Annotated in this window: 27 protein-coding genes and 1 tRNA gene; 17 read left to right on the forward strand and 11 right to left on the reverse strand. The window is 65.1% G+C overall.

The genetic code is table 11. The features are described 5' to 3' along the window. The first annotated feature begins 96 nt into the window (after positions 1-96). The 4 genes from ACVWY6_RS11175 (at position 97) to ACVWY6_RS11190 (ending at position 4,175) form a co-directional block, all read left to right on the forward strand. Positions 97-591, forward strand: coding sequence for an FMN-binding protein (locus ACVWY6_RS11175; protein ID WP_023962608.1), 495 nt, complete (start codon positions 97-99; stop codon positions 589-591). A 17-nt stretch (positions 592-608) separates the two neighbouring features. Further along, a complete protein-coding gene (locus tag ACVWY6_RS11180) occupies positions 609-1,469 on the forward strand; it encodes an FAD:protein FMN transferase (protein ID WP_457538032.1) in 861 nt (286 codons plus the stop codon). Next, positions 1,466-2,986 (forward strand): oxidoreductase, encoded by a 1,521-nt coding sequence (locus ACVWY6_RS11185; RefSeq protein WP_457538033.1) that lies wholly within the window; start codon positions 1,466-1,468, stop codon positions 2,984-2,986. Before ACVWY6_RS11180 ends, ACVWY6_RS11185 begins: the two co-directional genes overlap by 4 nt. A gap of 268 nt (positions 2,987-3,254) precedes the next feature. Then, positions 3,255-4,175 carry a type IV toxin-antitoxin system AbiEi family antitoxin domain-containing protein gene (locus tag ACVWY6_RS11190; protein ID WP_457538035.1) on the forward strand — a complete coding sequence of 307 codons (921 nt, stop codon included), beginning with the start codon at positions 3,255-3,257 and terminating at the stop codon, positions 4,173-4,175. Positions 4,176-4,436: 261 nt separating this feature from the next. On the opposite strand, the gene ACVWY6_RS11195 is transcribed toward ACVWY6_RS11190, so the two are convergent. Both ACVWY6_RS11195 and pruA read right to left on the reverse strand, forming a co-directional pair. Next, positions 4,437-5,399, reverse strand: a complete 963-nt coding sequence (locus ACVWY6_RS11195) for a proline dehydrogenase family protein (protein ID WP_457538037.1) — start codon at positions 5,397-5,399, stop codon at positions 4,437-4,439. Position 5,400: 1 nt separating this feature from the next. Then, on the reverse strand, positions 5,401-7,053 hold the full coding sequence (pruA, locus tag ACVWY6_RS11200) for an L-glutamate gamma-semialdehyde dehydrogenase (RefSeq protein WP_457538038.1): 1,653 nt from the start codon (positions 7,051-7,053) through the stop codon (positions 5,401-5,403). Positions 7,054-7,145: 92 nt separating this feature from the next. Between pruA and ACVWY6_RS11205 the strand changes: the two genes are divergently transcribed. After that, a complete protein-coding gene (locus ACVWY6_RS11205; RefSeq protein WP_023962622.1) occupies positions 7,146-8,750 on the forward strand; it encodes a PucR family transcriptional regulator in 1,605 nt (534 codons plus the stop codon). 25 nt (positions 8,751-8,775) lie between these two features. Here ACVWY6_RS11205 and ACVWY6_RS11210 read toward each other — a convergent pair. Together ACVWY6_RS11210 and ACVWY6_RS11215 are read right to left on the reverse strand one after the other, a co-directional pair. Continuing rightward, a tRNA-Arg gene (locus ACVWY6_RS11210) sits at positions 8,776-8,848 on the reverse strand. Positions 8,849-8,869: 21 nt separating this feature from the next. Continuing rightward, positions 8,870-9,118: a DUF2630 family protein gene (locus ACVWY6_RS11215; protein WP_030170350.1), complete on the reverse strand. Its 249-nt coding sequence runs from the start codon at positions 9,116-9,118 to the stop codon at positions 8,870-8,872. Positions 9,119-9,219: 101 nt separating this feature from the next. Between ACVWY6_RS11215 and ACVWY6_RS11220 the strand changes: the two genes are divergently transcribed. After that, entirely contained in the window at positions 9,220-10,038 is an 819-nt protein-coding gene (locus ACVWY6_RS11220) for a maleylpyruvate isomerase family mycothiol-dependent enzyme (RefSeq protein WP_457538041.1), read from the forward strand. 7 nt (positions 10,039-10,045) lie between these two features. Then, a complete protein-coding gene (locus tag ACVWY6_RS11225; RefSeq protein WP_023962627.1) occupies positions 10,046-11,341 on the forward strand; it encodes a family 1 glycosylhydrolase in 1,296 nt (431 codons plus the stop codon). On the opposite strand, the gene ACVWY6_RS11230 is transcribed toward ACVWY6_RS11225, so the two are convergent. Then, positions 11,238-12,263 carry a hypothetical protein gene (locus tag ACVWY6_RS11230; RefSeq protein WP_023962629.1) on the reverse strand — a complete coding sequence of 342 codons (1,026 nt, stop codon included), beginning with the start codon at positions 12,261-12,263 and terminating at the stop codon, positions 11,238-11,240. The genes ACVWY6_RS11225 and ACVWY6_RS11230 overlap by 104 nt on opposite strands. A gap of 177 nt (positions 12,264-12,440) precedes the next feature. Here ACVWY6_RS11230 and ACVWY6_RS11235 point away from each other — a divergent pair, with 177 nt between their 5' ends. Together ACVWY6_RS11235 and cobF are read left to right on the forward strand one after the other, a co-directional pair. Next, complete coding sequence (locus ACVWY6_RS11235) at positions 12,441-13,247, forward strand: SDR family oxidoreductase (RefSeq protein ID WP_457538043.1); 807 nt, start codon at positions 12,441-12,443, stop codon at positions 13,245-13,247. Continuing rightward, positions 13,244-14,020: a precorrin-6A synthase (deacetylating) gene (gene cobF, locus ACVWY6_RS11240; protein WP_457538044.1), complete on the forward strand. Its 777-nt coding sequence runs from the start codon at positions 13,244-13,246 to the stop codon at positions 14,018-14,020. Before ACVWY6_RS11235 ends, cobF begins: the two co-directional genes overlap by 4 nt. 67 nt (positions 14,021-14,087) lie before the next feature. Here the strand turns inward: cobF and ACVWY6_RS11245 are convergent, their stop codons facing one another. After that, positions 14,088-14,834, reverse strand: a complete 747-nt coding sequence (locus ACVWY6_RS11245; RefSeq protein WP_457538046.1) for a 3'(2'),5'-bisphosphate nucleotidase CysQ — start codon at positions 14,832-14,834, stop codon at positions 14,088-14,090. Between the two features lie 25 nt (positions 14,835-14,859). Between ACVWY6_RS11245 and ACVWY6_RS11250 the strand changes: the two genes are divergently transcribed. The 4 genes from ACVWY6_RS11250 to ACVWY6_RS11265 all read left to right on the forward strand — a co-directional run bounded on the left by ACVWY6_RS11250 (position 14,860) and on the right by ACVWY6_RS11265 (position 18,334). Next, positions 14,860-15,747: a DNA-formamidopyrimidine glycosylase family protein gene (locus ACVWY6_RS11250; protein WP_457538047.1), complete on the forward strand. Its 888-nt coding sequence runs from the start codon at positions 14,860-14,862 to the stop codon at positions 15,745-15,747. Then, on the forward strand, positions 15,744-16,859 hold the full coding sequence (locus ACVWY6_RS11255; protein ID WP_457538049.1) for a Ca2+-dependent phosphoinositide-specific phospholipase C: 1,116 nt from the start codon (positions 15,744-15,746) through the stop codon (positions 16,857-16,859). The genes ACVWY6_RS11250 and ACVWY6_RS11255 overlap by 4 nt, the downstream gene beginning before the upstream one ends. Further along, positions 16,856-17,596: an SDR family oxidoreductase gene (locus ACVWY6_RS11260; protein ID WP_457538050.1), complete on the forward strand. Its 741-nt coding sequence runs from the start codon at positions 16,856-16,858 to the stop codon at positions 17,594-17,596. Before ACVWY6_RS11255 ends, ACVWY6_RS11260 begins: the two co-directional genes overlap by 4 nt. A gap of 63 nt (positions 17,597-17,659) precedes the next feature. Continuing rightward, complete coding sequence (locus ACVWY6_RS11265) at positions 17,660-18,334, forward strand: response regulator transcription factor (protein ID WP_457538051.1); 675 nt, start codon at positions 17,660-17,662, stop codon at positions 18,332-18,334. On the opposite strand, the gene ACVWY6_RS11270 is transcribed toward ACVWY6_RS11265, so the two are convergent. Together ACVWY6_RS11270 and ACVWY6_RS11275 are read right to left on the reverse strand one after the other, a co-directional pair. Beyond that, positions 18,284-19,714 (reverse strand): ATP-binding protein, encoded by a 1,431-nt coding sequence (locus tag ACVWY6_RS11270; protein ID WP_457538052.1) that lies wholly within the window; start codon positions 19,712-19,714, stop codon positions 18,284-18,286. The genes ACVWY6_RS11265 and ACVWY6_RS11270 overlap by 51 nt on opposite strands. A 200-nt stretch (positions 19,715-19,914) precedes the next feature. Next, positions 19,915-20,577: a hypothetical protein gene (locus ACVWY6_RS11275; RefSeq protein WP_457538054.1), complete on the reverse strand. Its 663-nt coding sequence runs from the start codon at positions 20,575-20,577 to the stop codon at positions 19,915-19,917. 52 nt (positions 20,578-20,629) lie between these two features. On the opposite strand from ACVWY6_RS11275, the gene ACVWY6_RS11280 reads away from it, so the two are divergent. Continuing rightward, positions 20,630-21,163 (forward strand): hypothetical protein, encoded by a 534-nt coding sequence (locus tag ACVWY6_RS11280; RefSeq protein WP_023962647.1) that lies wholly within the window; start codon positions 20,630-20,632, stop codon positions 21,161-21,163. Between the two features lie 3 nt (positions 21,164-21,166). Here the strand turns inward: ACVWY6_RS11280 and ACVWY6_RS11285 are convergent, their stop codons facing one another. After that, a complete protein-coding gene (locus tag ACVWY6_RS11285) occupies positions 21,167-22,141 on the reverse strand; it encodes a mechanosensitive ion channel family protein (protein ID WP_062800394.1) in 975 nt (324 codons plus the stop codon). Between the two features lie 140 nt (positions 22,142-22,281). On the opposite strand from ACVWY6_RS11285, the gene ACVWY6_RS11290 reads away from it, so the two are divergent. The 3 genes from ACVWY6_RS11290 to ACVWY6_RS11300 are packed head-to-tail and all read left to right on the forward strand — an operon-like array spanning position 22,282 to position 23,679. Then, positions 22,282-22,641 carry an ArsR/SmtB family transcription factor gene (locus ACVWY6_RS11290; RefSeq protein ID WP_457538056.1) on the forward strand — a complete coding sequence of 120 codons (360 nt, stop codon included), beginning with the start codon at positions 22,282-22,284 and terminating at the stop codon, positions 22,639-22,641. Continuing rightward, positions 22,638-23,120: an SRPBCC family protein gene (locus tag ACVWY6_RS11295; RefSeq protein ID WP_165842466.1), complete on the forward strand. Its 483-nt coding sequence runs from the start codon at positions 22,638-22,640 to the stop codon at positions 23,118-23,120. Before ACVWY6_RS11290 ends, ACVWY6_RS11295 begins: the two co-directional genes overlap by 4 nt. Further along, positions 23,107-23,679, forward strand: coding sequence for a TIGR03086 family metal-binding protein (locus ACVWY6_RS11300; protein WP_457538058.1), 573 nt, complete (start codon positions 23,107-23,109; stop codon positions 23,677-23,679). The genes ACVWY6_RS11295 and ACVWY6_RS11300 overlap by 14 nt, the downstream gene beginning before the upstream one ends. Before the next feature lie 6 nt (positions 23,680-23,685). On the opposite strand, the gene ACVWY6_RS11305 is transcribed toward ACVWY6_RS11300, so the two are convergent. Then, positions 23,686-25,026: a hypothetical protein gene (locus ACVWY6_RS11305; protein WP_457538060.1), complete on the reverse strand. Its 1,341-nt coding sequence runs from the start codon at positions 25,024-25,026 to the stop codon at positions 23,686-23,688. Next, entirely contained in the window at positions 25,023-26,705 is a 1,683-nt protein-coding gene (gene pgi / locus ACVWY6_RS11310; RefSeq protein ID WP_457538062.1) for a glucose-6-phosphate isomerase, read from the reverse strand. The genes ACVWY6_RS11305 and pgi overlap by 4 nt, the downstream gene beginning before the upstream one ends. Positions 26,706-26,805 lie beyond the last annotated feature (100 nt).

Consider the following 26,805-nt stretch of genomic DNA (forward strand, 5'->3'; position numbering starts at 1 on the left):
CAACGAGTCCGCTTAAAGCCGGCTGAGATCTGAGAGTCTGCTGTCAAAGGCCCCTGAAACGGACCACGGTCGACCCTGGAGCGGCAGTATGGAGCCATGACCTCGACATCGACTTCATTCCACAACAGCCGAATCGTCAACGCGGGCAAGGTCGCTGCAGTCATTGCAGCAGCGGGAGCGGCCATCGCCGCCTGTGGCGACGACGGAAGCAGCACCGCAGCAAGCTCCACGACCGCGGCGGCCAACAGCACCGCTGCCGACACCAGCGCAGTGCAGAACGAAGCAGCCACCTCGGCTTACAAGAACGGCGAATACACCGCCGTCGGCTCCTACCAATCACCCGGCGGCGAACAGCAACTCGGCGTCACCGTCACCCTGTCCAACTCGGTGATCACCGCGCTGTCGGTGGACACCAGCCAGACCAAGGGCACCTCGGCCGACTTCCAGGGCAAGTTCAAGAGCGGCATCGACGCACTGGTTGTCGGCAAGAGCATCGACGAACTCGACGTCAGCAAGGTATCCGGATCCTCCCTGACGTCGGGGGGCTTCAACGACGCCATCGACCAGATCAAGACCGACGCCGCGGCCTGATCGACACCCGCCTTGTCGTGACCGATTCGAATGAGTGGGTGTTCACCGCACTGGGCACGGCCTGGGATATCACCCTGTCGCAGGCCGTGCCCGAAGTGTTGCAGGCCTCGGTCCTCGGTGAACTCGACCGCATCGACCGCACCTGGTCTCGGTTCCGGCCCGACTCGATGGTCGCCTCGATTGCCCGCGCGCCCGGCACCTACCCGGTGGAGCCGTCTGACCAGCCATTGCTCGACCTGCACCGCACGCTGTACGAACTGACCGGCGCAATGGTGACGCCCATGGTGGGACAAACCCTGGCAGACGCCGGATACGACGCCGAGTACACCTTGCAGCCGGGCGAGACGATTGCGACCGTCCCGGCCTGGGACGACGTGCTGGGCGGGTGGCAGGGTCAGCTGGAGGTACGGTCTCCGTGCCTGCTGGATGTCGGGGCCACCGGCAAAGGATTCGCGGTGGACCGCGTCAGCGCACTGGTGAAAGCGGCGGGCTTCGATGAGTACCTGGTCAACGGGAGCGGTGACATCAGGGCCGGTGTCGCACCTCATCGCATCGCGCTGGAACACCCCACCGACCCGACCAAGGCCATCGGCACGGTGGTCATCGAGAACAACGCGATCTGTGGCTCCGCGGGCAACCGCCGCGCGTGGGCCGATTGGCACCACATCGTCGATCCCGTCACGTCCGCGCCGACCCGTGAGGTGCTGGCGACCTGGGTGATCGCCGACGACACCATGATCGCCGACGGACTGTCCACGGCGCTGTTCTTCACTCCCGCACAGAAGCTGTTGAGCCACTTTGAGTTCGACTTCGTTGTGGTGCGCGCCAACGGCACAGTCGAACATTCGCACGCCAGAGAACTGGAGCTTTTCCTATGAAGATCGTCCGCGCCGTGGACCGATTGTCGATGTACCGGTTCGTGTTGATCGCGTTGGCGATCCTGGCGGCCTACGCAATCATCGTCGCCGCGTTCGGCGCCGACTTCGCCTACACAGCAACCGAACTGCTCGGATCACTGGCCATTCTCGTGGTCGTCTGTGCCGCCGTGACATACCTCTGTGCCGCCATCGTGCGGGTGCCGCCGGGTAGCGAGTCGTGGTTGATCACCGCCCTGATCCTGTTCTTCATCTTTCCCGGGCTCACCGACACCGACAGTGCATGGGGACTCGTTCTCGCGGCCGCGATCGCCAGCGCCTCCAAATATGTTGTCGCCGTGCGTCGTCGACATATTGTGAACCCGGCTGTAGCCGGCGCGGTGGTGAGCTATCTGTTCGCGTACTTCTCGGTCGGGCCGTTCCTGTACCCGGTCTGGTGGATTGCAGCCGAACCGTTGATGGTCGCGATGATCGTCGTCGGTGCCGCGGTGGTGTGGAAGCTGCGCGAATGGTGGCTCGTCGGGGTGTTCCTGGTGGTGGCCGTCCTGACGATGATCGTGGTCGCGGCTGACAACGGCACACCCGTGGGCGACGCGCTGCAGCTCGGATTCCAGTCCACGCCACTGCTCTTCGTGGCGGCCATCATGCTGACCGAACCCTTGACGTCGCCGACCAGTCGCATCCCCACACTCGTCTATGCCGCTCTTGTCGCCGTGTTGATGTACTGGAATCAGTCCTTCGAGATCACGTCGGAGTACACATTGGAGTTCGTACCGGAGATAGCGCTGCTGGCCGGCAGCCTGTTCACGTTTGTCGTCGGCCGGCAGTGGCGACGGCACATACTCGAGGTCGAGTCCGTGCAGCCGATCGGCGCCGACACATACGAGGTGCTGGCCTCACCGGGGTTGCGGTTCCGGCCCGGGCAATGGGCCCAGATATCTGCTCCCACATGGAGTCCGGCACCCGAAAAGCAGGGCACCCGTAGGGTTCTGTCTCTGGCGGGCGCGCCGGGGGAGGGCACCACCCGCTTCGGATTCACCGTCAGCGGCCGTCCCTCGGAGTTCAAGCGGCGTCTCATCGAAGACGGTGCGGGGCGCCGTCTGTACGTCGACGAGGTCGGCGGCGACTTCACGCTGCCACGAAACCTGCGCTCTCCTATTGTGTTCATCGCCGGCGGTATCGGTATCACGCCATTCCGGTCGATGCTCGCCGACCTCACGGCGCGCGGCGACACCGACCTCACCAAGGTCTCGCTGATCTACGCCGCAAACTCTGAGGACCGCCTCGTGTACGGCGATGTGCTGGATGCGGCGCGCGCCCGTGGAGCCCAGGTGATCACCGTGGTCGGGGGATTGGTGAGTGTTGATGACGTCGCTGCTGTCGCGCGGCCCGGCGCGCACTATTACCTCTCTGGCCCGCCGATGATGCTCTCTGCGCTCAAGCCCATGCTGATTCGCGCCGAACCCGCCTTGCGCTGGCAGCCGTGGCGTCTGCACACCGATCGGTTCATCGGGTACTGAGTTGTCGGGGGTGGGTTGGCATTTCCTCCGGTTGTGGTGAGTTCCTCCGGTTGCAGTCGGAGGGTGTGGCTGATATCGGAGGGTGTGGTGGTTGGGGTGGTGTGCAGAGGTGTGTCGGCACTTCCTCCGACTTTGGTGAGTTCCTCCGGTTGCAGTCGGAGGATGTGGCTGGAGTCGGAGGGTGTGGACCTGTGCACACACTCGAAACTGTCCACAGAGGGCCCTTTTTTGGCGGTACCTGGTCGGCGGGTGCAACGACGATGGGTAGATGCAGTCATCGGAGTTCGGGCTCATCCGGCGAAAGACAGTGGTCCAAGGCGGGTTCGGTAGTGACTCGCAGCTGAGAGCGGCACGGCGGGCCGGAATCATCCAGCCGGTTGTCCGCGGCGTTTCGGCGCCTGCTGATGGCGTCGCCCTCTCACCGGATGACGAGTACCGCCGGCGCGTGATCGCGGTTGCCGGGCGTTCGAGAGTTCGTGTCGTGAGCCATCAGTCGGCAGCGGTGTGTCATCGGATGCAGCTCTTTCGACCGGACCAGCGATACGTCCACTTGATTGCGCGGACCAAGGGCAAGCGGGAGGGCGACGTTCACGTCCACCATGCCCTCCTTGCCGACACCGACATCGTGCTCATCGACGGTATTCGAGTGACCAGCCGAGCAGTGACGGCGTGTGATGTGGCGCGGGCGGGAACGTTTGAACAGGCCGTTGCCGCATTGGACGATGCCCTGAGGTCGGGCGTGACGCTGGCCGAGCTACACACCATCGCGGCGCGAACCCCACACGCCGCCGGTATCGGGATGTTGCGTCGCGCATTACTGACGGCTGACGGGGACGCGGAATCCGTTGGTGAATCGGTCAGTCGAGCCTTGATGGCCGGTTGGAAAGACATCCCGACGCCGACGTTGCAGACGGAGTTCTTCGACGCGGACGGATTGATCGGCCGAACGGATTTCGACTGGGATGGAAAGGTCGTCGGCGAGTTCGACGGTCGAATCAAGTATCTCGGGACCCTTGCGGAAAATGAGCGGCCCGAGGACGCCGTGTACCGCGAGAAGTTACGCGAGGATCGGCTGCGCGCCATCGGAATCGTGGTGGTCCGGTGGTCGTGGGATGACCTCCTCAATCCAGGTCGCCTGCACGCGAAACTGCGATCCGCGCTCATCCGAGGTGGCGTAATCCCCGGTTGAGGGGCCACATCCTCCGACTGTGGTGAGTTCCTCCGGTTGCAACCGGAGGATGTGGCTGATGTCGGAGGGTTTGCGGGGACGGGGCCACATCCTCCGACTGTGGCTTGCGGGCGGCGGGTTCGTTTGTCGCGGTTGGCTGCTCGCGGCGCAGAACCTCCGGTTGCGGTGAGTTACTCCGGTTGCAACCGGAGGGTGTGGCTGGAGCCGGAGGGTTTGCACCCACGGGACCCACATCCTCCGACTCCAGCCGACAGAATCGATCTACCCCCGAGACACCAACGCTCGCAGGAAGAACGCCACGTTCGCCGGGCGTTCGGCCAGTCGGCGCATGAAGTAGCCGTACCACTGTGAACCGAAGGGAACGTAGACACGGACTCGACGGCCCTCGCCGACGAGTCTGAGTTGTTCGGCGCTCCGGATCCCGTAGAGCATCTGGTGTTCCCAGTCGTCGGTGGCGCGTCCGGCGTCGGCGGCCATGGCCGCGGCGGCGGTGATCATGGCCGGATCATGGCTGGCCACCATCGGGTATCCCTGCCCGTTCATCAGCACCCGCAAGCAGCGTTCATAGGCCGCATCGACATCGGTTTTGCGTTGAAACGCCACCTCGGCGGGTTCGGCGTAGGCGCCCTTGCAGAGCCGGATCCGCGAGCCAGGTGCCGAGAACTCATGGCAATCGTCCTCGGTCCGGTGCAGGTACGACTGGAGAACCGTTCCCAGCGCCGGAAAATCGGCACGTAGTTCACGGACAATCCGCAATGTCGAGTCAGTGGTGGTGTGGTCCTCGGCGTCGACGGTCACCCACACTCCCGCGTCCTCTGCTGCGGATGCGATCCGGTGGGCGTTCTCCAGTGCGATCTTCTCCCCGTGCCGAGGCAAGGCGCGGCCGAGCGCCGACAGCTTGAGTGACACCTCCACCGGATGCGAGCCGGCGGCCGACTCGATGTGGTCGCCCAACATCCCGATCAACCTCAGGTACGCCTGCACAGTGGCGTCGGCTTGCGCTTCGTCGGTGGTGTCCTCACCGAGGTGGTCGATGGAGATCATCCGACCAGAGTTCAACAGCCCGACCCCGGCGTCCATCACCTCACGATGCGACTCGCCGGCAACAAAGCGCGACACCACGTTCCGGGTCACCGGGACTCGTTCAGCGGTTCGCTTGATCCGGTCGCTGGAGGCGGCAGCCATGATGATGGTGCGTGCTGCACCCGCGGTCACGCCGGTCATGTCACTCACCGCGCCCGGCGTCGTCGCGCTCCATGTGTGGGTACCCCGCCGACGTCGCCGGGACGAAGGTCTCCTTGATGGTGCGTGTCGATGTCCAGCGCATCAGGTTCTGCTTCGACCCCGCCTTGTCGTTGGTGCCCGAGGCGCGCCCTCCACCGAACGGCTGTTGCCCGACCACGGCGCCGGTGGGTTTGTCGTTGACGTAGAAGTTGCCTGCCGCGTTGCGCAACCCGGTCATCGCGGCTTCGACGGCCGTCCGGTCATCGGCGATCACTGCCCCGGTCAGTGCGTAGCTTGCCGATGAATTGATCTCCTGTACAACAGAATCGAATTGTCCGTCGTCATACACGTGCACCGCGAGGATGGGAGCGAAGTACTCCTTGTGGAAGGCCTCGTCGGAGGGGTCGTCACTGAGCAGCACCGTCGGACGTATGAAGTAGCCCTCTGCGTCGTTGTAGTCACCGCCCGCCGCAATCGTCAATGACGGCACCGACTTCGCCCGTTCTATCGCGGAGACGGCCTTGTCGAAAACCCGTCTGTCGATGACTGCGCCGCCGAAGTTGGAGAGGTCGCGGACATCGCCGTATGAGAGGGCATTTGCTTCTTGGAGGAAGTCGTCGCCCATCTTGTCCCACACCGACCTCGGGATGTACGCGCGCGAGGCTGCCGAGCACTTCTGGCCCTGATATTCGAACGCGCCGCGGATCAAGGCTGTGCGCAGAACGTCGGGGTCGGCCGAATCGTGCGCCACGACAAAGTCTTTGCCTCCGGTCTCGCCGACGAGTCGGGGATAGGCGCGATAGCGCTGAATATTGCTTCCCACTTCCCGCCACAGATTCTGGAATGTGGCGGTTGAGCCTGTGAAGTGGATGCCTGCGAGGTTCTCGTCGGCCAACGCGACATCTGACACGGCGATGCCGTCGCCGGTGACCATGTTGATGACGCCCGGGGGAAGGCCTGCGGCTTCGAGTAGCTGCATGGTCATATACGCGGCGTAGGTCTGCGTCGGCGACGGCTTCCAGACCACCGTGTTGCCCATGAGCATCGGTGCTGTCGGCAGATTCGCGGCGATCGCGGTGAAGTTGAACGGGGTGATGGCGTAGACGAACCCCTCGAGTGGGCGATGATCAAGCCTGTTCCACACCCCAGGGCTGGAGACGGGTTGCTCGGCCAGGATCTCGCGAGCGAACCCGACATTGAACCGCCAGAAGTCGACGAGCTCGCACGGCGCATCGATCTCGGCCTGCTGCACGCTCTTCGACTGGCCCAGCATCGTTGCGGCGGCTATCTTCTCGCGCCAAGGTCCCGACAGGAGGTCCGCAGCCCGGAGCAAAATGGTTGCGCGTTCGTCGAAAGATGTTGCCGCCCAGTCCGGCGCGGCGGCGAGCGCAGCGTCGACCGCTCTGCGCGCATCGTGTGTGGTCGCGTTTGTCAGTGTGCCCAGCACCTCGTGGTGCGCGTGTGGCTGGACCACCGCGATCGCGGCGCCTGAACCGCTGGCATGTGTGCCGCCGATGACGTGGGGGAGTTCGATCGGGTCGGCGGCGCTCATCTCGGCCAGGGTGGCCACGATCCGGGAGCGTTCCGGAGATCCGGGGGCATAGGTGTGCACGGGTTCGTTGTGGGCAGGTGGGGGTGTGGTGATGGCGTCCATGTCCTCAACTACAGCGCCATCAACGGCCCGGCGATATGGCCGATCGGACTAAGATGGAGTGAGTTCTTGGGCCGATCGAACAAGGGGTGCCGATGGCAGATACCGATGGTCGCGGGGCCGTGACACTCGGGCGGTTGCTTCTGGCACTCGACGGAACGCTCGTCACGCTGGTGGAGGCGCCCGAAGGACTCGACTGCCCGGTGACCGCAGCCTCCCTACTCGACGCGGATGACCTGCACCTCGGGGTGGGACGCGGGGCCAGAGCGGCCGAGTTGGCCCTGCTCGTCGGTGTCACGCCAGCGCAGGTGATGGCGTGGTTGGCGAGTCTCGGCAGCCATGCTCCGACGGCCATCCTGCTCAAGGCGCCGGACGGGGACGTCACCCGGCGCGCGGTGTCCGCTGGTATCGCTGTGGTCGCGGTGGATCCGCATGCGCGGTGGGAACGGATCTACAACTTGATCGGGCGGGTCCTCGACCACGCTCGTGCCGAGTCCTCGGAATCGATGGCAAGCGGCACGGCGGGTGATTTGTTTGCTCTCGCGCAGGCGGTCGCAGATCGGACCGGCGGACTTGTCAGCATCGAGGATGCGGGCTCACATGTGTTGGCGTACAGCTCATCTGATGAACAAGCCGATGCCCTTCGTCGGTTGTCGATCCTCGGACGGGAGGGCCCACCGGAGATGCTCGACTGGCTTCGTCAGTGGGGCGTGTTCACTGCTCTGAGAGCGGGGCCAGACGTGGTGTCGGTGGCGGCTCGCGACGACCTCGGGCTGCGACCAAGAATTGCCGTGGGCATCAGAACCCCAAGAGGCAGTGAGTATCTCGGGACCTTGTGGCTCCAGCAGGGAAAGGCCGAACTGTCGCCCGATTCCGGCGACGTGATCGCCGGCGCTGCAGCCGTGGCCGCTCGCATCATCTCCCGCGCTGCAGCGGTCCCTTCCGTGCATGCCGAACAGGTGCAACGGCTGCTGGGCCTGCGCGGTGACACCGTCGACATCCCGTATCTCGCCGACGCCCTGAACATTCCGCGTTCAGGCCCCGCTACCGTCGTCGGTTTGGCACGTCGGTTTCCCGCACAGTTGCCGACGGATTCCGTTGCCGCCTATCTGCCGGCAGTCACGCTGCACGCCAGCGCTTTTCGTCCGGATTCAGTGACTGCCGCGGTCGGTGAGAGGGTGTACGTCATCTTGCCGGACACGGACGGCGGAGCATCGACGGTGCGCTGGGTGCAGAGCACGGTGGCAGCGGCCGACCGCCGGTTCGCCATGCCGATCCGGGGAGTCATTGCCGATTCGCCCGCTGGTCTGGCGGCGGTGCCGGGCCTGCGGACCGAGATCGACCGGGTCCTGGACGCGGCATCGCGGGAAGGCGCGTTGATCGACGTGGTGACCACCGTCGCGGAGTCGCGCACCGGCGTCTTGCTCGGCGAGATCGTCGGACTGCTCGCCGACAACCCGGATCTCGTCGACCCGAGAGTGGGCCGACTGAGGGACTACGACCGCACCCACGGCTCCGACCTGGTGGCCAGCGTCCGCGCCTACCTGGATGCGTTCGGCGACGTGCGCACAGCTGCCGCCACCATGCACGTGCATCCGAACACGCTGCGATACCGGGTTCGGCGAGCCCAGGAGGTGACCGGACTCGACCTCGGCGATCAGGCGTCGCGGCTGGTGGTGTCGCTGGCCCTGCGGGTCTGACATCTCGAACGTCGGGCACAGGAAGTGCCCCCGGCAGGAATCGAACCTGCGACACCCGCTTTAGGAGAGCGGTGCTCTATCCACTGAGCTACGAGGGCGGACCCGACAAACTTACCAACTCAGTTGAGATAACCCTCGACCACATTCGGCGGACGGACTTCGGCGTCGTCAGGGTCTTTGCCCGCCCGACGGAGGGCGTCGCGCTGGCGGAGCAGATCCCAGCACTGGTCGAGCTGAACCTCGATGTCGCTGAGCTGCGAACGCTCGTCGTCGGGGCTGATCTCGCCGTTGGACACCTGGTCACGCAGTTCTTTCTCCTGCGCGATCAGGTCGGTGATCTGCGTATGCAAATTCTTGTCACTGGTCATTTCACGAATTCTAGGCGCGCGCGGGTTCGTGCACAGTTCGGCCCCGCCCATCGGCCGAATCCTGGCGACTCGGACCGGTGGCATCCGTAATGTCACCAACCATGAGCCGAACCATTGTGCCCAGGGAACCCGCGATCGAAGCGCTCACCGCGGTCTGGGCGTCTGTGCACCGATTGGCCGACTCGTTGACCGACGACCAGTGGAAGCACCCCTCGACGCTGCCGGGGTGGTCGGTGGGGGACATCGTGACCCACGTGTTCACCACGGAGTTGATGCTTCTCGGTGATCTGGAGCCCGTGGTCGAGGCCGACGTCACCGCCTATCCGCACGTTCGTAACGACATCGCGGCAATGAACGAGCGGTGGCTGGTGCACTACCGCGCACAGGGGAGGGCCACCACGATGGCTGACTTCGGCGACGCCATCAAGCGCCGCACTGCCGCCCTCGACGCGGCAACCCAAGACGACTTCGACGCCGACTCATTCACCCCGGCAGGGCCGGACACCTATGGCAGATTCATGCGGATCCGGGTCTTCGACTGCTGGATGCATGAACTGGACGTGCGCGACACCCTCGGACTGCCTGCGCCGGATGATGCAGTCAGTGCGCGGTTCGCCGCCGACGAGATCACCCAATCTCTGCCCTACCTCGTCGGAAAGAAGGCGGGGGCACCGACAGGCAGTCGGGTGCGCTTCGACATCACCGGCCTGACTCCCAGAACAGTGAACATTGCCGTCGACGGCCGAGCGGCAATGGTCCCTGAGTTCGCCGAGGAACCGACCTTGGTGCTGCGCCTCGACATCGCAGATCTCGCCCGTCTGATCGGTGGACGGACAAGTGCTGATCCGTCGGCCGTCGAGGTGACCGGCGATTCCGACCTCGCAGATGCTGTGCTCGGCAACCTCGCATTTACGATCTGACTCGGAGATGACCATGATCAGGCGGATTCTCGCGGTTGTTCTCCCGATTCTCGTCGCCGTGGCCGTCCCGGCCGCGCCCGCTTCGGCGCAGGGTGCGGTGCTCGGTGACGACTTCCTGTGGGGCGTCGGTTCGGCAGGATTCCAGTCCGAGGGCAGCTCCCCGGACAGCAACTGGCTGCGCTACTCGAACAGCACACGGGTCCACGACCGCGTCGGTACCTCCGTCGACTTCCGCCACCGCTACGCCGAAGACATCGAGAACGCGAGGTCGATGGGTGTCGAGGTGTACCGGATCAGCATCGAGTGGGCGAGGATTCAGCCTTCACCGGGGGTATGGGACCAACAGGAACTCGCCTACTACGACGACGTGATCCATCACATCCTGCGTGCGGGGATGCGCCCGATGATCACCCTCGACCATTGGGTGTACCCGGGCTGGGCTGCTGATCGTGGTGGCTGGAACAACCCGACGATGGCTGCGGACTGGCTCGCGAACGCGCGCGCGGTGGTCGACCGCTACGCCGCATACGATCCGATCTGGATCACCATCAACGAACCGTTGGTCTACACCTTTCTTCGTGAGGTGAACTTCGGTGGTCTTGCGCCCCAAAACGTTCCGCTGATGATGAACCAACTCGTACACGTGCACCGCGCCATCTACGACTACATCCACGCCCGTCAGCCAGGCGCCTGGGTGTCGTCGAACTCGGCCTATCTGCCGACCGTGCAGCCGGCCCTCGATGCACTCTTCCTCGACCGCATCGCCGACAAGCAGGACTTCGTGGGCATCGACTACTACTACTCCGTGGCCGCAACGGATTTGAATACCTACAACGCCGCGACCGAGGAGTACTGGAAGGCATCCACGTCGGCGGATGGGCTCTACTACGCGCTGCGGTATTACGCGCGAAAGTTCCCTGGCACGCCGCTCTACATCGTGGAGAACGGTATGCCCACCAAGGACGGCGAACCGAGGCCCGACGGGTACAAGCGTGAAGACCAGCTCCGCGACGCCGCATACTGGATCTCCCGCGCCAAGTCCGACGGTATGAACGTGGTCGGCTACAACTACTGGTCCATCACCGACAACTACGAATGGGGCAGTTACGCATCACGATTCGGCCTCTACCGCGTCGATGTGAAGTCCGACCCGTCACTGACCCGGCAGCCGACCGATGCGGTGGCCGCCTACCGCGACATCATCTCCGGTGAAGGCGTTCGGTCAGATTATCGACCCACCCGGCCGGCCCAGTTCTGCTCACTGGTGGATGCTCCAACGAGCTGCAGTCAGCCGGTACGGTGAACTCGCCGGACGAGAAGTCCGCACGATCGCCCCGAAGATTCTCCTCAGCGGAACGTTCGGCTTCTGCCGTTCCGAAGATCGCAACGGCAACCGCGCCGAGTGTGGCGAACGTGAAACCTGCCAGGGCAAGCCATTCGAGCCCCGGCACCGTCGAGTCGCCGAGCCACATGACTCCGACGATGGCCGGTGCCGCGGTTTCACCGACAACCAGCGCCGCGGTCGACCCGTTGACCGCACCGAGCTGCAGCGCCACCGTGTGCAAGTAGAAACCTGCGGCCCCGGCAATGGCGATGACCCAGGCCGCCGGGTCGGCGAGCATGGTGGACATCGAGAACGGGGACACGCCGTCGAGCACTCTGACGCCGATCGCGACCGCACCGAACAGCAAACCTGCTGCGGCCCCGGCCGCCACCGATCCGCCGCGTCCCATACGCCGCACACCGAACAGTGACAAGCCGACAATTAGCAGGGTGGCCAGCAACAGTGCCCAATGCAACGACCTCGACGTCTCGTATGAGGTGTGCGGTTCTGACGCGGCCCCGAGCAGCAGCAGCGAACCCATCACGGTGCCCATGGCTGCCCAGTCGCGGCCATGGAGTTTGATTCCCAGCAACCGGGTGCCCAAGAGGGCGGTGACCACGAGGTTTCCGGCGACGATGGTCTGGGACAGGAACAGTGGCAATGCGCGTGCGGCACCGGCACCGGCGATGAAACCCAAGACGTCGAACAACGCGCCGACGATGAACACGCCGGTGAGTGCGGTGGCGACGGTCGACTGCAACGTGGGCGAACCCGCCGCGGTGGACATGCGGTGGTCATCGGCGTTCTCGCGTGCCGCCTGGCGCGCACCGAGCGCCTGCATCACCGACGACAGTCCGTAGCCGACCGCGGCCAGCAACGCCAACGTGATTCCGACAATCACAGGCCCACACCCACTTCCCACACTCGACCCGGTCCAACAACAAAGGATGCTCAGGTAATTCCCAGGTTCGCCACTGATTTAAATGACCACCCTGCGAGAACTGACCGTGGTCAACCCGAAAACTCATCGTCGGCGGAGGCTTTCGGTCAGCTGTCGGCAACCGCCTACTGTGTTCGCATGACCCGAACTGTGCTGATCACCGGCGCTTCCAGTGGCATCGGTGCCGAAGTAGCTCGTCAATTGGTGTCTCGTGGGCTGACCGTGCTGGGTACCAGCCGTCACCCCGAGTCTGTGACCGATCCCATCCCCGGCGTCCGCTATCTCGAGCTGGACCAGAACGATCCGGCCAGCATTGCCCGATGCGCCGAGCAGGCCGGGGCGGTGGACATCTTGATCAACAACGCAGGCGAGAGCCAGATGGGGCCGCTCGAGGACACCCCGATGGAGGTGATCGAGAAGCTGTTCGCCACGAACGTCTTCGGTCCGATCGCCTTGACCAAGGCGGTTCTGCCAGGGATGCGTCAGCGTGGTCGCGGCACCGTGGTGATGGTGGGTTCGATGCTGGCGAGTTTCCCGCTGCCCTTCCGGTCGACCTACGTGGCCACCAAATGCGCCATCAAAGGTTTCGCCGACGCGACTCGTCGCGAACTCGCGCCCTTCGGCGTCGCCATCTGCACCGTGGAGCCCGGCACCATCGCCACCGGCATCGGCGACCGCCGGGGCTACTTCATCGCCGACGACTCCGCCTACCGACGCGAGTACGACATCGTCGCTGCGGCCGCCCGCCGCAATGAGGATGCCGGTCTCGGCGTTGTCGAGATGGCCGAGGTCGTCGTCGACGCGGCGCTGAGTCCGGATCCAAAACCGCTGTACGCCAAAGGTAATCGGGCGCCGATCGTGTTCGCGCTTCGTCGTGTGCTGCCGCGCCGGGCAATCCTCGACATCACGAGCAGATTCCACAACCTGCCCAAGGCGCGGCCGTGACCGAGCGGACGCTTCTGGTCATCGGTATCGGCCCCGGCGATCCGCGGCAGGTCACCATCGAGGCCATCGAGGCGATGAAGTCGGTGGAGGTGTTCTTCGTCTTGGACAAGGCTCCCGAACGGGGAGTCGAGGTGAAGCAGTCGCTGGTGGGACTGCGTCAGGAGATCTGCGAGCGCTATCTCGAGGGCGGGTACCGGTTTGTCGAGGTGCCCGACCCGCCGCGCGATCGCAACCCCGCCGACTACGCCGCCGAGGTCCGCAGATGGCACGACGCCCGGGCTGACCTCATCGAGCGGGCCCTGATCGACGAACTGCCAGAGGGAGGGGTGGGGGCGATCCTGGTGTGGGGTGATCCGGCCCTGTATGACAGCACCCTGCGGATCGTCGACACGATCATCGGTCGTGGGCACATCGGCCTCGACCATCGCGTCATTCCAGGAATCTCCAGTGTCTCGGCGCTGACCGCGGCCCATCGGATCCTGCTGAACCGGATCGGCGAACCCATCCACATCACCACCGGACGCAAGCTCGCCGACACCCCTGGGGAGGTGGCCGCCAACCAGGTGGTGATGCTCGATGCCGACTGCGCTTTCCTGGACACCGCAGATGCGCTCGACCACATCTGGTGGGGTGCCTACCTCGGAACCGAGAACGAGATCTTGATCGACGGAACCGTCGGCGAGGTGGGGGAGCAGATCCGCGACGTCCGCACTGCCGCGCGTGAGCGGCACGGCTGGATCATGGACATCTATCTGCTCCGCAAACCCCGATGATGGTGGGTTTTGGTGAGGTCGACCTGCGGGTTTGCTCGCCCGAACCCACCAATTCCGGGGAGCTGGGCTAGAGGATCTCGTCGATGGCGGCGAGGATGGGGTCGCGTAGTTCGGTGCGGCAGATGATGAAGTCGGGCATGAACGGGCTGGGCCGGTTGTATTCGAGTTCCGAACCATCGATGCGGCTGCAGTGCAGACCCGCAGCCCGGGCGACTCCGACCGGCGCGCAGTTGTCCCACTCGTATTGACCACCGGCGTGGACGTAGGCGTCGGCATCACCGCGCACCACGGCCATCGCCTTGGCGCCCGCGGACCCGATCGGCATCATCTGCAAACCGAGGCGCCGGGAGACGTGGTCGGCCTCGTACGACGACCACCCGCGTGAGGCCACCATCCGGCCGGTGAGTTCACCCTCGACCACGGGGACGGTGTCGGTGGCGAACACCTGACCGATCGCAGGCAGCGACACCGCGCAATCGGTGGGCTGGCCACCCATCGTCAGAGCAACGTGCACCGCCCAGTCGTTGCGACCGGAAGCGAACTCGCGGGTGCCGTCGAGAGGGTCGATGATCCAGACCCTGTCGGCGCGCAGACGGCCGGCGGAGTCGCGTGCCTCCTCGGACAGGACTGCGTCGGCGGGGCGGTGTTCGGCCAGCACCGCGGCGATCCAGGTCTGCGCCATCGCATCGCCGACGTCGCCGAGCAGTCGCCCCTGCAGCAGGTGTTCGTGGCGGATGTCGACGAGAATCTTCCCGGCGCCTTCGGCCAGTAGTCGGGCCAACTCGGCGTCCGACGCCGAACCAGTAGAGCGCATCTGGTTACTAGAGCACACTGTCTACATGCCTGAGTTACCTGAGGTGCAGGCCATCGCCGATTACGTTGATGGCCGTGCCGCCGGATTGCCCATCCGACGAGTCGACGTGGCGTCGCTGGCAGTGCTCAAAACGGCGGACCCGCCGTACACGGCGCTCACGGGCCGCATCGTGGAGTCGGTGGGGCGAGTCGGAAAATACCTGGTCATCACCACCGCTGCGACCGACCCCGGCGATGTGGACGCCAGGTTGCACCTCATCATCCACCTGTCCCGCGCTGGATGGCTGCGATGGTCGGACAACCTCTCACCCGCCCCGCCGCGCCCCGGGGGAAAGGGGCCGATCGCACTCCGGGTGCACTGCGGTCTGCCCGGTGAGGGTTTCGACGTCACCGAGGCGGGCACACAGAAACGTCTAGCAGTCTGGTTGGTGCGTGACCTGGACGAGGTCGAACGGATCAAGACACTCGGTCCGGATGCGCTTGCTCTCAGTCGTGACGAACTCGCCGCCCTGCTCGGCAAGACGAGCGCGCGCATCAAGACGGTGATCACCGACCAACGCACCATCAGCGGTATCGGCAACGACTACAGCGACGAGATCCTCCACACCGCCAAGCTCTCGCCGTTCGCGACCGCAAAGGGGTTGTCGGCTACCCAGATCGACGAGCTTCACGCCGTGATCCACGACGTGCTCGAAGGCGCCATCGGCCGTCTCGAGGGGCAAGAGGTCGCGCGGCTCAAAGGCGAGAAGCGATCCGGGTTGCGAGTGCATGCGCGAACAGGTCTGCCGTGTCCGGTGTGTGGTGACACCGTTCGAGAGGTGTCGTTCACCGACCGTTCCTTTCAGTACTGCCCCACGTGCCAGACCGGCGGCAAGGTGCTGGCCGATCGCCGGATGTCACGACTGCTCAAGTGACCACATCCGACAGATCGGCCCGTGTTCACCGCGGTGAGAACGGGACGGACCCTCTGCCATCCGGCCTGCGACTCAACGAGATTCAGTTCATGGCGACGCACAACTCGAGTCATCAGCTGATGCCGCCGGACGAACGGTTCACCTGGTTGATGGGATCGAACCTCGACTCCTACCGATATGAACACCTGCCGTTGGGCCGTCAGCTCGGCGAGCAGGCGGTACGGGGCCTCGAGCTGGATCTGTATCCCGACCCACAGGGCGGCTTGTACCGCCACCCGCTGGCCAGGCGGTGGCGCCGCCGTGGTCCACGCCCCGAGAGTCTGTGGGATGAGCCGGGTTTCAAGGTGATGCACGGCCCCGACGCCGACTACCGCACCAGTTGCCCGACGCTGGCCGGCGCCCTGCAGACCATCAGTGCATGGTCCATGTCGAATCCCGGCCATGTCCCCATCGTGGTTCAACTCGAACTGAAAGGGTCGTGGCCGTGGGCACGGCTGACCGGTGGCGCCCGGGTACCACGATGGACGACAACGGTTCTCGACGACCTCGACCGGGAGATCCGGGCTGTGATCGCCGACCACCGGATCATCACTCCGGACCGGGTGCGCGGTGACGCCGAGACGCTGGAACACGGCGTGCTCACAAGCGGCTGGCCGCTACTCGACGATGTCCGGGGGCACGTGATGTTCTTCCTCGACTACGGCGACACCACCTACGTCCGTGACAACTATCGAGCGGGCCGGCCCAACCTGGAGGGGCGGGTGGCATTCACCACTCCGCCTCCTGCCGAGACAGATTCGGCGTTCATCATGGTGAACGATCCACGAGGCGCGAACGGTGCTCACATCACCGACCTCGTGCGCCGCGGATACCTGGTGCGCACCCGCTCCGACGACCCGGTCTCGACTGCGAAGGCGAACCAGCACAACCGGGTGGCTGCCGCACTGGACTCGGGCGCGCACATGATCAGCACCGACTTCCCGCAACCCGGCCTGGCTTTCCGCTGGGGTGACGGCGAGTTCAGAGCGCAGCTTCCCGGTGGTGTGTCGGTTCGGGTCAACCCGTCCGTCGTCACCGGCGCAGGACGGGGCCAGGTAAGTTCACGGCCATGACACGCAACAAGATCCTGATCACGGGCGCCAGCTCGGGATTGGGCGAGGGAATGGCCAAAGCCTATGCAGGGCAGGGTCGTGACCTGGCGTTGTGCGCCCGCCGCATCGACCGCCTCGAAGACCTGCAGACCGAGCTCTCCGGGCGGGGCGGCCGTGTTGCGGTGGCCCAGCTGGACGTGACAGACACCGCATCGGTGCCCATCGCGTTCCGGCGGTTGCGCGACGACCTCGGCGGGCTCGACCGTGTCATCGTCAACGCAGGCCTGGGCAAAGGCGCCCCACTGGGCACCGGCAAGGCACACGCCAACATCGAGACCGTACAGACCAACCTGATCGGTGCGCTGGCTCAGATCGAGGCCGCGATGGAGATCTTCCGGGCGCAGGATGCGGGCCACCTCGTCCTGATCAGTTCGATGAGTGCGGTTCGAGGTCTGCCCAAGGCGCAAGCCGCGTACTCGGCATCGAAGGCGGGTCTGTCGGCCCTGGGTGAGGGCTTACAGGCCGAGCTCGCGGGTTCGCCGATCAAGGTCAGTGTGATCTTGCCCGGGTACATCTCCACAGACATCAATGCGGGGGTGAAGACCAAGCTCATGGCCGACAGAGACAGCGGCGTGCAGGCTCTGGTCGCCGCGATCGAGTCGGAACGCGCTCGTGCCGTGGTGCCGCGGTGGCCGTGGACCGGGATCGATCTGGCGCTGCGTCATCTCCCGGCCGGGATCACCCGCAGGTTGCTCTGACTCGTTTATGCTCGCCCGCAGGCAGTGGCCTGTGGGACACAATCGGGGTCGGAGGTCGGCTAGGTGCGCGTTCTGGTGGTCGAGGACGACGTCCGCGCGGCAGAGACAGTTCGCCGGATGCTGGTCAGTGACGGGTGGAGGGTGGTGATCGCCCGCGACGGGGCCGACGGCTTGTGGCAGGCGACCGAGAACGAGTTCGACGTCATGGTGCTCGACATCATGCTGCCGGAGATGAACGGCTACCAGGTGATCAAAGCACTGCGTGCGCGGGAGATCTGGACGCCGGTGCTCATGCTGTCCGCCAAGGATGGTGAATACGACCAGGCCGAGGCGTTGGATTACGGCGCCGACGACTACCTGGTGAAGCCCTTTTCCGTGGTGGTCCTCAAGGCGCGTCTGCGGGCTCTGCTGCGCCGCGGAGGCAAGGAGCGACCGGCCGTTCTCTCCGCCGGGACCCTGCGGCTCGATCCCTCCGACCACGGGGTGACCCGTGACGGCGAGCCGATCAAACTCACACCGCGCGAATACTCGGTGCTCGAGTTCCTGATGCGCAACAAGGGTCGTGTTGTCACCAAAACGCAGATCATGCAAGCGATCTGGGACGACAACTACGGCGGGGACGTGAACATCGTCGAGGTGTACGTGCGTTACCTCCGCAAGCGCATCGACGTCCCGTTCGGCCTGGATTCAATCCGCACTGTGCGCGGATCCGGATACTGCCTGTCCGACGACCAGTGACGGCTCGGGGCTGCCGGCGGCGGCCTTGCCGGTCTCGGCCGCAATGGTGGTCTCGGTCCGGATCGTGATGCTGAAGGTGGCCCCGCCGCCCGGCGTGTCCGAGACGGCGATGAATCCGCCGTGCGCCCGCGCGATCTCGGCGGCGATGGGCAGACCGAGCCCCGATCCGCCGGAGTGCCGGCCGCGATCATTGCCGTGGCGGTAGAAGCGATCGAAGATCTTCCCGCGAGCATCCGCCGGTACACCGGGGCCGTCGTCGGCCACCTCGATCGTGGCGGTGCCCGCCCCGACGTCCTCGCTCATCGACAGCGTGATCGTGGTGTTCGCGTGGTGAGATGCGTTGTCGGTCACGTTGCGGACCGCGCGGGTCAATTTCTCCGAATCGCCGATCACCCGGATGGGCGTCACCTCCGCGACCACTGTTGCCAACCCGAGTGAGCGGAGCCGTTGAGCCTCGGCGCCGACGATGTCGTCGAGGTCCACCTCGTCGACGATCAACGGGATACCGCGCTCATCCGCACGTGCCAGCAGCAGAAGATCTGCGACCATGGCCTTCATCCGCAGGGCCTCGGGGAGCAGGATCGTGCGAACGGTGTCGACGTCGACGGCGGAGTCGGTGTCATCGGCGAGGTCGAGGATGCCCACCAATGTGGTGAGCGGCGAACGTAATTCGTGGGAGGCATCGCCCACGAACTGCAACTGACTGTCCCGGCTCTGCTCGAGCCGTTCGAGCATCGTGTTCATGGTGGAAGCCAGCCGGGTCACCTGGTCGTCGGTGGTGGGCACCGGAACGCGCCGACTCAGATCCGAACTCGTGATGGCCTCGACCTGCTCGGTGATGCGGGTGACCGGCCGAAGCGCGCGGCCGACGAAGTAGTACACCGCCGCACCCGCGATCAGGATGATCAGCGGGAACTCGATCGCGAGAATCACTGCGGTGCCGCGCAACCCGGACAGGTAGGGCTGTTTCGAGACCGCGGTGATCACGTTGTAGTCGACACCCTGCCACTGGGCACCGGTCACCTGTCCGCAGTACGTCCCGGATCGACCGGGAACCTCGACGTCGAAACGCTCGGTCTTCCACCACCCAGGAGAGACGGGGTAGATGGGATCTTCGTCGGAATCGGGCGAGCTGAACACCACGACGCCGTTCGCGTTCACCACCTGGATGATGTCCACGCCCGTGGTGGGGGCGAGCAACCGGGGAGCGATGTTGCCGATGCCACCTTCATCGATCTGGCGGGCTATCTCGTACGACCGTGAACCCGTCGACTCGTACATCGTGCGGTCCTGGTGGCGGTGCAGCATGTACAGCATCAGGGCGCCGCCGGTCACCAGCGCAAGCGCGACGATGATGGTCGCGACGACGGTGGAGCGCATGCGCACTCCCTGATCGCGGCGGAACATCGCACGGACACCGCGTGTCCTGTCGGCTGACACCTGTACCGATCTCCTTGCTGAGGGCTGCCTCGATGGTAGGTGGGCCGTTCATCGCAGGCCAGCGGGAGCTTTCAGCGGATCTTCAGGCGAACAACCCACACGCGTGGGCAGATACCCCGGAGCTCGGTCGCGACGGTCGATCAGCTGGTCGGAACGGCCGAACCCGAGGGGGGCACCGGGGATCCGTCCGACCACACCACGGGTGCGGACTTGTAGTCGAATGGTCCCTCTCCGGTGTCGGCCCAATAGATCACCCTGCTCAACTGTGTGCCCGGATCGGCAAGCGCCACAAGGCACGTGGCGAACGACTGCCCCTTGGTCAACGTCTGTGGCCGTTCGGCCGCCTGACATTTGGCGAACCCGTCCGGAGGTGTGAGGGTGAGTGCCGGCGTTACGCCGTCGGCGCTGCCCGCGAACCCCGCCGTCGACATCGTGTTGCGCTGACGGTCGACGGCTTGGGTGATTGTGAGGCGCACGTAGAAGGGTGTGCCGCCATGAGTGAACGACTCCGGCAGATCGCCGTCGGCTCCGGGCTCGATGCCGGTGACCGTGAACCCGGCCAACTGCTGCTCGGGGCGAAACGCATCGGCCGGTAGAACTGCTGTCTGCGACCACTGCAGTGAGTCGCCGGGTTCGGTCCGCTCCGGAGGTCCGGCAGGCAGGGTGACATCGGCCGAGACCGGCACGGTGACGCGCGGACTCGCGGGCGCCGGATCTTTGTCGTCACCACTGCTCGAACAACCGGCCAGGGCGATGGCGACTGCGCTGAGGGCTGCAATGACCACAGTGGAACGCACACTCATGCGGTGATCGTAAGTGCTGGACGCCGATGACGGGCGACGTAGGGTGAGCGGTATGGGTAAACGAAAGGGCGAGGTCTACGGGCGCGGCGCATTCCAGCTCTACGGCAGCGAACGCCAGGTACGCATGAGTGATCTGCTCTGCGATGTCTTCGGTCGCGACGACATCACCTGCTACGCGGGCGATTGGCGGGGCATCCTCTACTTCACCCTCGACGAGGAACCGGACGTGGCCCCCGATCAGGTCTTCGGCTTCGACCCGTCGACCGGCGACAGCGGCGAGCTCGCAACGCTTCCCGAGCTGATGGCGTCCATCGACCGCGGCGATATCACCGAAGCCGTTGACGGCGAAGCTTTCTCGGCATGGCTCGCCGAGACGGGACACCGCGAGATACCGATGGGAACCTGCGCGCCGACAGTGGAACTCGAGTTCATCGGCGGGTCTGCCGACGAACGGGTGACCGAACCCCGTGACGTGGTCACCCACGTGGCGCTGGCCGCCGTCATCATGGGTCGCCTCGAAGCCCTTGACGTGCAACCAGGCGACCCCATTCCCGACGAGCTGTTCGATCAGGCCCGCTGGGAGTGACGGCTAGGAGCCCGGAGCCTCGCCGGCGCTGACGAGTGCCGACGGGCCCAGCTCCCGGCCATTGGGGTACGGCAGACGAATGCCGTTCGCCTCGTAGGCTTCCAAGATCTGCTTGCGGACGCGACGCTGCAGCGACCACTGTGCGTTCGGTCGGGTCTTGATGAGCACTCGCAAGGTCACCATGTCAGCCGAGATCTCTTGCACACCGAGCATTTCGGGTGCGCCGAGGACGTCCCGGGCGGTGGATTCGTCAGCCACTGCCTCGTGTGCGGCGTCGAGTGTGACCTGTTCGGCGCGTTCGAGATCGACGTTGTGGGCGATGGGCACCTCGACCCGGGCCACGGCGTAGTCCTGGCTCATGTTGCCGACCCGGACGATCTCGCCGTTGCGGACGTACCAGAGGGTTCCATCGATGTCCCGGACGGTGGTGACACGCAGCCCCACGGTTTCCACCTCGCCGATGGCTTCACCGAGGTCGACGATGTCGCCGACTCCGTACTGATCTTCGAGCAGCATGAAGACGCCCGAGACGAAATCCCGGACCAGGTTCTGGGCACCGAAACCGATGGCCAGACCGACAAGTCCGGCGGAGGCGAGAAACGGTGCGATGTTCACCTGCACCACGCTCAGGCAGGTGAGCACCACCCACACCAGGATGAGGATCGAGGCTGTGGATTTGAGAACCGAACCGATTGTCTCGGCCCGTTGTTGTCGCCGTTCGATCACCTGGGGATCACGCAGCGCCTTGGGAGTTCGTTCGCGCAGATGGCGCACGATCGCGGGCTTCTGGTGTGCATCACCGTCACCGGTGGCCCGTGGCCGCCGGGTGGCACGGTCGATCACTCGGTGTGCGACATACCTGACGGCCAGGCCCGCCAGGACATAGATCACAATCCGGATGGGGTTCTCGATCAGCCAAAGTCGGTTGGTATCAGTCCATTCGAACGCCGAGTGGACCTCGGAGGCGGAAAAACTCATTGGTCCGACGGTACGTGCTCGTTGTCGTGGGTCAACCCGCAGCGCCGAGTCCGACTCTTTCAACCTGGTGGTTGACTCGCGCGTCCGTAGCGATCTATCTTGGTTTAAATCGAAAGGTTGAAAGCCGAGGAAGGGGGCGCGTGGTGGACGAGCTATCGCGGATCTTTGCCGCGCTTGCGGATCCGACAAGGCGCGACATGGTGACCAGGCTCTCGGCCGGTGATTCGACGGTGAATGAGCTCGCCGACCCTTACCCGATTTCGCTTCAGGCGGTCTACAAGCATCTCAAGGTCCTGGAAAACGCCGGAGTGGTGACACGGCCGCCGGGGCCCCAGCCCCGGCCCGTTCGACTCGAAGCGGAGGTCTTCGACCTGATGGACCACTGGATCGAGCGGTACCGGCGGCGCGCCGAGGAGCGATACCGCCGTCTGGACGCGGTTCTTGCACATGTGAACGACACCGAGTCAGGCAACGTTGAGCAGAAAGGAAACACGGCATGAGCACCACCACCGAAGCGAAGATCGAGGCCGATCCGACCGTGCCGATCATTCGCATCACCCGTGAGTTCGCGGGCACGCCCGAGCAGCTGTTGCGGGCGCACACCGATCCCGAGCTGTTCGCGCAGTGGATCGGACCCAGCGCTCTGGACACACGTATCGACGAATGGGACGCGCGCTCCGGCGGCAGCTGGCGGTTCGTATCCACCCGCGACGGAGAGGAATACGCTTTTCGCGGCTGCTTCCACGACATCCGGCCGGACCGCATCGTGCAGACATTCACGTACGAAGGAGACCCCGATGGGGTGGCCCTGGAAACCCTGTGGTTCGACGACCTCGGCGACGGACGTACCCGGCTGCGCACGCAATCGCTGGTGGACAGTTTCGAGGGCCGAGACGCCTGGCTTCGGAGCGGTATGGAGGTCGGGGTCAACGAGGGATACGCCAAACTCGAGGAGATGCTGACCAGTGACGCTGTCTGATCAACCAGCCGAACGGCACCGTGAGGTCTGCCGGATCTTCAGCGATCGCGTCCGGGGCACGCAGTCCTGGGATGTGCCGTCACCGGTCGCCGGCTGGACGGCCCGAGATGTGGTGCGCCACCTGACAGAGTGGTTCCCACCGTTCCTCGCCGGCGGCAGCGGTGTTCGGTTGCCGTCCGGGCCGAGCGTCGACGACGACCCGGTCGGGGCGTGGCTCACCCAGTGTGACGCCGTGCAGGCGGTGCTCGACGACCCGGCGACCGAGGACTTGGTCCTGAGCAACCCGCACATCGGCGACGTACCGCTCGGCCGCGCGATCGACCAGTTCTACACCGCCGACGTGTTCATGCACACCTGGGACATCGCCCGTGCCACCGGCCAGGACGACCGGCTCGACCCAGCCTTCTGTGCCGCACTGCTGGCCGGAATGGAGCCGGCCGAAGAGATGATTCGATCGTCGGGTCAATACGGCGCCCGCGTGCCGGTGTCCGATGACGCCGATGCGCAGACCAGATTGCTCGGTTTCATCGGCCGGAACCCGGAGTGGGCGCCGCTCTGACCTCGACTACCAGTACGTCGGTGTCAGATCCCATCGAGCAAGGATCTGGTCGATCAGAAGGCGCAGATCCTCGCTGCGCGCGACTGCCGGATCGGGCGTTCCGACACAGAACGTGAGGCAGTCGCCCGTGGTGGCGGCCCAGCCGGCAACTGATGTCCGGGTGTGCCCGCATTGCCGACCGGTGAGTCCGCCGTGAACCGACCGTGCGGCGATGGCGCGGCCGCGATGACCGGCAAGCATCGTCAACATGCCGTCGAGCGCACCGAGATTGGACGCCAGACCATCTCGTGATCCTGGGTCGGGCATCAGCCTGTGGGCAGCCCGATGACCGATCACCTGCACCAATTCTTCGGGCATTCCTGCCGGCGGACCGATGCCCACACCCGTCCCTGCGGCTTGAAACGCGAGACGTGCGCGGGTGCGCAGACCGGCCAGGTCTCGGCACTCGTCGATCGTGGACACCGACACCGTCGCCGCCGTCAGTGAATTCCCGGCGGCACCACCCAGTGAGATCGGAATGATTAACTCGACAGGGCCCGAACCCCGGACCTGCAACACCAGTTCGGCTATCAGTGCCGTGAACAACGTGTTGGCCGTACCGCCGTGTGCATCTGCCATCTCGCGCCAGGCGCCGAGATCGATCGAGAAGATGGCTGTCGGTTCACGCCAGGTGGGAGCACCTTCGGTTTTCGCGGGCATCGGCTCCGATCCAGTTGCCGCCGCGAACAATTCGGCTCGCCGACGCGAGTCGATCATCGCCTTCCACAGACTTCGTGCGACACCCCCGACGACCGTCCGCAGCTGTCTGGCCGCATCACGCATGTCGTCGGACACGGTGGGCAGATCGTTGACCCCATCGACGGGAGGCGCTGCACCCGAGGCGATCTGCACGGCACGGACAAGAGACAGGGCATCGGCGACCACATGTGAACAGAGCAGCGACACCACGCTGCCGCCCTCGGAAAGTCTGGCGACCGAGAGTTCCCACACCGGGCCGGTGTCGATGTTCAGGGTGGTGTCGCCTCGGGAGTCGGCCCACTCCGTGATCCCGCCGGGAGGCAAGGGTCCGCTCTCCGAATGGATCGGGGCAAGGTTTGCGCCGTGGACAAAGCTGCTCCGCGCCGGCCACACCCGCCCGCGCACCACGCGTCGCGTCAGCGGGCCCGCGGCCAGGGCCTGGTACATCGGCTCGAGATCCGCGGGGGTCAGGACGGTGTCGAAGCGCCACAGTCCCTGCATCGAGGTGGGGATACCCATTCCGTGGTGGGTTCGCCAGAAGATGTCATCGGCCACCCCGAGCCGATCGATGCGCCGGGGTGCGCCGATGCGGCGCCCCTGTGCTCTCACGCGGTGCGGCCCCGGTGGGTCCGGTACCAGCGGGCCAGTGAGTCGGTGGACGAATCATCCTGCGGTGCGGGGGATTCGTCATCGGTGATGATCTTGAGCAGTTCTTTTGCCTGCGTCTTGCCGAGTTCGACGCCCCATTGATCGAAGCTGTTGATACCCCAGATCGCACCTTCGACGAACACCTGATGCTCGTACAGGGCGATCAACTGACCGACCACCGACGGCGTCAGCTTCGGGGCCAGGATGGAGGTGGAAGGCCGATTGCCCGGCATGACCTTGTGCGCCACCACATGCGGGTCGACGCCTTCGGCGGCGACCTCGTCGGCGGTCTTGCCGAACGCGAGAACCTTTGTCTGAGCGAAGAAGTTGCTCATCAACAGGTCGTGCATGCTGCCGGTGCCATCAGCCGTCGGCAGGTCGTCGGTGGGCTCGGCGAAACCGATGAAGTCTGCCGGCACCATCCTGGTGCCCTGATGGAGCAGTTGGTAGAACGCGTGCTGCCCGTTGGTTCCCGGCTCGCCCCAGAAGATCTCGCCGGTGTCCGTGGTGACGTGGTGCCCGTGCGCGTCGACCGATTTGCCGTTCGACTCCATCGTGAGCTGCTGCAGGTACGCGGCGAACCGGGAGAGATCGTTCGAATAGGGCAGCACCACACGGGCTCCGGCGTCCCAGAAGTTCGAATACCAGAGGCCGATCAGGCCCAGGATGACCGGCGCGTTCTGGTGCAGCGGCGCGGTGCGGAAATGCCGATCGACCACATTGAAACCCGCGAGGAAATCGGCGAAGGCCTCCTTGCCGATCGCCGCCATCACCGACAGGCCGATCGCGGAGTCCACCGAGTAGCGCCCACCGACCCAATCCCAGAAGCCGAACATGTTCGCCGTGTCGATGCCGAACTCGGACACCTTCTCGGCGTTGGTGCTCACGGCGACAAAGTGTTTGGCGACGGCCTCGGGTCCGGCACCCAGCTTCTCGAGCAGCCAGGTACGCGCCGCCGCCGCGTTGGTGAGCGTTTCCAGCGTGGTGAAGGTCTTGGATGCGATCACGAAGAGGGTGGTCTCCGGATCGAGATCGGCGAGGGTGGCAACCAGGTCGGCGGGATCGACGTTCGAGACGAACCGGCAGCGGATCGCGGTGTCGACGTAGTGACGCAATGCCTGATAGACCATCACGGGCCCGAGATCGGAGCCACCGATGCCGATGTTCACCACGGTCTCGATCGGTTTGCCGGTGTGTCCCTTCCACTCACCCGAACGCAGCTTGTCGGTGAACTCACCCATGGCGTCGAGCACCTCGTGGACGTCATGCACCACGTCCTGGCCGTCCACCTTGAGCGTGGCGTCGCGTGGCAACCGCAGTGCTGTGTGCAGCACAGCACGGTCTTCCGAGGTGTTGATGTGCTCGCCCCAGAACATGGCGTCGCGCTTCTCTTCCAGACCGACCTCCCGGGCGAGGTCGAGCAGCAGATCGAGGGTCTCGCGCAGGACGCGATGCTTGGAGTAGTCGATGTGGAGGTCGCCGACGTCGATGGTCAGCTCGGCACCGCGCTTGGGGTCCACCGCGAAGACCTCCCGCAGGTGCATCGCGTACACGTGCGACTGGTGGGCCGACAGCTGCTGCCAGGCATGTGACCCGGTCAGGTCGAACTCGCGGGCGGACTCGCTCGGGACGCTACTCATTTTTCGACAGACCCCTTCGTCGGTTACGAACTGCACATCTGCACTGAGGATGACCTCGACCGTCAGCCTATCCAGATCGAGCGCTCGGCTCGCAGCGAGC

This window comes from Williamsia sp. R60, from assembly GCF_054063855.1.

What these genes read in the sequence shown, in the direction of transcription:
- ACVWY6_RS11260 (WP_457538050.1), top strand. Translation starts at nt 16,856, where the DNA reads ATGACACGCAACAAGATCCTGATCACGGGCGCCAGCTCGGGATTGGGC.
- ACVWY6_RS11195 (WP_457538037.1), bottom strand. Translation starts at nt 5,399, where the DNA reads ATGACCGGCGTGACCGCGGGTGCAGCACGCACCATCATCATGGCTGCC.
- ACVWY6_RS11245 (WP_457538046.1), bottom strand. Translation starts at nt 14,834, where the DNA reads ATGCGCTCTACTGGTTCGGCGTCGGACGCCGAGTTGGCCCGACTACTG.
- pgi (WP_457538062.1), bottom strand. Translation starts at nt 26,705, where the DNA reads ATGAGTAGCGTCCCGAGCGAGTCCGCCCGCGAGTTCGACCTGACCGGG.
- ACVWY6_RS11175 (WP_023962608.1), top strand. Translation starts at nt 97, where the DNA reads ATGACCTCGACATCGACTTCATTCCACAACAGCCGAATCGTCAACGCG.
- ACVWY6_RS11275 (WP_457538054.1), bottom strand. Translation starts at nt 20,577, where the DNA reads ATGAGTGTGCGTTCCACTGTGGTCATTGCAGCCCTCAGCGCAGTCGCC.
- ACVWY6_RS11220 (WP_457538041.1), top strand. Translation starts at nt 9,220, where the DNA reads ATGAGCCGAACCATTGTGCCCAGGGAACCCGCGATCGAAGCGCTCACC.
- ACVWY6_RS11250 (WP_457538047.1), top strand. Translation starts at nt 14,860, where the DNA reads ATGCCTGAGTTACCTGAGGTGCAGGCCATCGCCGATTACGTTGATGGC.
- ACVWY6_RS11185 (WP_457538033.1), top strand. Translation starts at nt 1,466, where the DNA reads ATGAAGATCGTCCGCGCCGTGGACCGATTGTCGATGTACCGGTTCGTG.
- ACVWY6_RS11235 (WP_457538043.1), top strand. Translation starts at nt 12,441, where the DNA reads ATGACCCGAACTGTGCTGATCACCGGCGCTTCCAGTGGCATCGGTGCC.
- pruA (WP_457538038.1), bottom strand. Translation starts at nt 7,053, where the DNA reads ATGGACGCCATCACCACACCCCCACCTGCCCACAACGAACCCGTGCAC.
- ACVWY6_RS11285 (WP_062800394.1), bottom strand. Translation starts at nt 22,141, where the DNA reads ATGAGTTTTTCCGCCTCCGAGGTCCACTCGGCGTTCGAATGGACTGAT.
- ACVWY6_RS11190 (WP_457538035.1), top strand. Translation starts at nt 3,255, where the DNA reads ATGCAGTCATCGGAGTTCGGGCTCATCCGGCGAAAGACAGTGGTCCAA.
- ACVWY6_RS11295 (WP_165842466.1), top strand. Translation starts at nt 22,638, where the DNA reads ATGAGCACCACCACCGAAGCGAAGATCGAGGCCGATCCGACCGTGCCG.
- ACVWY6_RS11205 (WP_023962622.1), top strand. Translation starts at nt 7,146, where the DNA reads ATGGCAGATACCGATGGTCGCGGGGCCGTGACACTCGGGCGGTTGCTT.
- ACVWY6_RS11280 (WP_023962647.1), top strand. Translation starts at nt 20,630, where the DNA reads ATGGGTAAACGAAAGGGCGAGGTCTACGGGCGCGGCGCATTCCAGCTC.
- ACVWY6_RS11225 (WP_023962627.1), top strand. Translation starts at nt 10,046, where the DNA reads ATGACCATGATCAGGCGGATTCTCGCGGTTGTTCTCCCGATTCTCGTC.
- ACVWY6_RS11270 (WP_457538052.1), bottom strand. Translation starts at nt 19,714, where the DNA reads ATGCGCTCCACCGTCGTCGCGACCATCATCGTCGCGCTTGCGCTGGTG.
- ACVWY6_RS11215 (WP_030170350.1), bottom strand. Translation starts at nt 9,118, where the DNA reads ATGACCAGTGACAAGAATTTGCATACGCAGATCACCGACCTGATCGCG.